We start from the raw sequence: 2,665 nt of genomic DNA, 5'->3' as shown, positions 1-2,665 counted from the left end.
GAAACCCTACACTTATATATTAGGAGGACGTGATAAATATGAAAGCATTAGTCATTTATGATTCAACTGGCCGTATCTGGAATATTATCTATGGCGAAGAAACTGTTCCACAGGGTCTCACAAGCATGTTTGTAGACATTCCAGATGGCGCAGCTCTTGAACGTATAGATGTGACAGATTCCGAGAATCCGAAGCCAGTATTCAGCTATCTTCCTGAGAGCGGTATAGGAATATTACAGACAAAAGCAGCGGATCTTGAGGAGCAGCTTACTGATACGCAGGTTGCTTTAACCGAGCAGTACGAAGTGAACTTAGCGTTATCGGAAGAGGTAACCAATTTACAGAATGCAGTATGCGAATTGTATGAAGGAGGTACAGAATAATGGCAAAAGTATATGCAGATTTAATCGTTAAAGGAAAGAAGACCTTCGCTGAAGTTCCGGACAAAATCAAGGAACAGGTTCGCCAGGCATTAATCGATCGGGACCGCGAAGACTTAATCGTTGAGTAAGGAGAAAGAGAGGTATCCTATGTGAATGAGATTTTGCAGTATATAGTTGGTCATTGGATAGAATGGTTGTTTGGTGGAGCTTTTGGCCTCCTGAGCATTGGACATGCCCGTCTTGCCCGGCGGCAGAAAGAGGATAGCCGCAAAAGCAATGCGATCAACGATGGCATCCAGGCATTGCTTCGCGATCGCATCATCCAGGCTTACAACCACTATCAGGATAAAGGGTATTGCCCTATTTACGGTAAGGAAAATGTAAAGCGTATGTATGATGCTTATCACGAATTAGGTGGAAATGACGTCGCAACCAAATTAAAAGATACATTATTAGATATGCCGGAAGAGCCGGCAGAAAGAGAGGAGTAGAATGGATTTAACCTTTATTACACAGCATTACATACCAGTTGTTTTAGTGGCCTGCCTGGTGGTCGGCTACTGCATTAAGCATATTAAGTGGCTGGATGCAGTCAGCAATCAGTACATCCCGTCAATCCTGGCAATCCTGGGAGCAATCCTGGGATGTGTGGCCGTCGGAGCAGTAAGCCTGGAAAGTATCGTATACGGGGCCGTAACAGGACTTGCCAGTACCGGCCTGCACCAGGTTTTCAGCCAGATAATTAATAAAGAATAATAAGTAACCTGGGGAGCCGATTGGCTCTTCTTTATTTATAAACCATGAAAAGGAGATTAAACTATGACAAACTGTAAAAAACACAAAATCAACGATGTAAACCACTACAAACACTTAACACCAGACACAGACTGCACTTGCGACGTGGGTGTTACCGGCCCTGCAGGAGACCCGGAGCTGCTGGCGAAAAGCAAGACGCCGTTAAAGCATCCGGAAACACCCGCACCGACTGGACCGGCCGCAAAATAATTGCGATATCGCAGCAGTACATAGGGCCTGGGACATCCTGGGCCTTTTCGCATAATATATTCTAGGAGGACAAGGCTATGAGAGATATAACAATGTGCCATCCCTGCTTGCAGGAGCTGGCAGGGAGACTTGTAGAGGAATGCAAAAAGCAAGGGTTAATTATTAAGATTGGAGAGTGCTATCGAACCGTGGTGGAACAAGATGAACTGTATGCCCAAGGCCGAACAAAGCCTGGGAATATCGTGACAAATGCCAGGGGTAGCAGTTACAGTTCACAGCACCAGTGGGGCATTGCGTTTGACTTCTTCCGGAACGACGGGAATGGAGCATACAATGAGTCCGGCAATTTCTTCGGGAAGGTTGGGGCCATCGGTAAGAAGCTGGGACTCGGCTGGGGAGGGGATTGGAAAAGTATCGTGGACAAGCCACACCTGTATCTTCCGGACTGGGGCAGTACCACGGCACAGCTCCGGCAGCAATATGGCACGCCGGACAAGTTCATCACCACGTGGCCTAAAAAACACCATGAAGGTTTTCTTCCTGCTGCGGATGGGCAGCGCTGGTGGTATCAGTATAAAGACGGAAGTTACGCACACGGCGGCTGGTACTGGCTGATGGAGGTCACAACAGGAACATCCGCATGGTATTTGTTTGATGCTGCAGGATATATGCTGACAGGTTATCAGGCGGCGCCGGACGGCCGTAAGTATCTGCTCTGCCCAGATAAAGGAGTAAATGAGGGGAAATGTATGGTAACGGACGACCAGGGAGCATTGCAGATTACTGAGTATGACGAGATTGCCAGACGGTACATGATTTAAGCGTACTTCAGTCTCTAAAAATTGATTGGTGCTGATTTTTGTCAGATTGACAAAACGGTTCTGCAATGTTAAAATAAAAGAAATCCGGAGTATTAAATACTCCGCGTATCGTAATATCAACTTAACAGTTGCTGTTCGCTCGTTTCGGGCGTGGATTGAAAAAAACTACTTCATTTAAGCTATTGGAAGGAAGTTTCTGTTAAGTTGCAAAGCGGACCAGGTGCATCTGGTCCGCTTATTTTAAAGATGATTATTAAAAGCCCCTCAACCGCTTTTTTATAAGCAGAAGAGGGGCTTGCCATGTTATAGAATATTACCAGCCTTCTATCACTTCAGGTACTAATCCTGGAAGATTAAGCAATTCCGCCTTGTAATATGGGGGTACGTCCATAGGAGAAAATTGCAGGGTGCGAAAGACTTTCGCAGGAGAATATTGACCGTTCGGGCAATTATGTT

6 protein-coding genes are annotated in these 2,665 nt (G+C 46.0%); all 6 read left to right on the top strand.

Translation table 11 applies throughout. From position 1 onward, the window contains the following. The first annotated feature begins 38 nt into the window (after positions 1 to 38). The 6 genes from CLOSYM_RS07960 (at position 39) to CLOSYM_RS07940 (ending at position 2,209) form a co-directional block, all read left to right on the top strand. Entirely contained in the window at positions 39 to 383 is a 345-nt protein-coding gene (locus tag CLOSYM_RS07960) for a hypothetical protein (RefSeq protein WP_021641724.1), read from the top strand. Then, the gene (locus CLOSYM_RS23635) at positions 383 to 511 is read left to right on the top strand and encodes a CD1375 family protein (RefSeq protein WP_021641723.1); all 129 of its coding nucleotides are present in this window, start codon (positions 383 to 385) and stop codon (positions 509 to 511) included. Before CLOSYM_RS07960 ends, CLOSYM_RS23635 begins: the two co-directional genes overlap by 1 nt. Before the next feature lie 21 nt (positions 512 to 532). Next, positions 533 to 874 (top strand): hypothetical protein, encoded by a 342-nt coding sequence (locus CLOSYM_RS07955; RefSeq protein ID WP_021641722.1) that lies wholly within the window; start codon positions 533 to 535, stop codon positions 872 to 874. 1 nt (position 875) lies between these two features. Beyond that, the gene (locus CLOSYM_RS07950) at positions 876 to 1,139 is read left to right on the top strand and encodes a phage holin family protein (protein WP_021641721.1); all 264 of its coding nucleotides are present in this window, start codon (positions 876 to 878) and stop codon (positions 1,137 to 1,139) included. A 63-nt stretch (positions 1,140 to 1,202) separates the two neighbouring features. Then, the gene (locus tag CLOSYM_RS07945; protein WP_021641720.1) at positions 1,203 to 1,388 is read left to right on the top strand and encodes a hypothetical protein; all 186 of its coding nucleotides are present in this window, start codon (positions 1,203 to 1,205) and stop codon (positions 1,386 to 1,388) included. Positions 1,389 to 1,465: 77 nt separating this feature from the next. After that, on the top strand, positions 1,466 to 2,209 hold the full coding sequence (locus CLOSYM_RS07940) for a M15 family metallopeptidase (protein WP_021641719.1): 744 nt from the start codon (positions 1,466 to 1,468) through the stop codon (positions 2,207 to 2,209). Positions 2,210 to 2,665 lie beyond the last annotated feature (456 nt).

Origin of the sequence: [Clostridium] symbiosum ATCC 14940, assembly GCF_000466485.1 — a bacterium.
GTDB classification, from domain to species: Bacteria; Bacillota; Clostridia; order Lachnospirales; family Lachnospiraceae; genus Otoolea; species Otoolea symbiosa.
This window is presented reverse-complemented; position numbering and strand designations above follow the sequence as displayed.

What these genes read in the sequence shown, in the direction of transcription:
- CLOSYM_RS07960 (WP_021641724.1), top strand. Translation starts at nt 39, where the DNA reads ATGAAAGCATTAGTCATTTATGATTCAACTGGCCGTATCTGGAATATT.
- CLOSYM_RS23635 (WP_021641723.1), top strand. Translation starts at nt 383, where the DNA reads ATGGCAAAAGTATATGCAGATTTAATCGTTAAAGGAAAGAAGACCTTC.
- CLOSYM_RS07950 (WP_021641721.1), top strand. Translation starts at nt 876, where the DNA reads ATGGATTTAACCTTTATTACACAGCATTACATACCAGTTGTTTTAGTG.
- CLOSYM_RS07945 (WP_021641720.1), top strand. Translation starts at nt 1,203, where the DNA reads ATGACAAACTGTAAAAAACACAAAATCAACGATGTAAACCACTACAAA.
- CLOSYM_RS07940 (WP_021641719.1), top strand. Translation starts at nt 1,466, where the DNA reads ATGAGAGATATAACAATGTGCCATCCCTGCTTGCAGGAGCTGGCAGGG.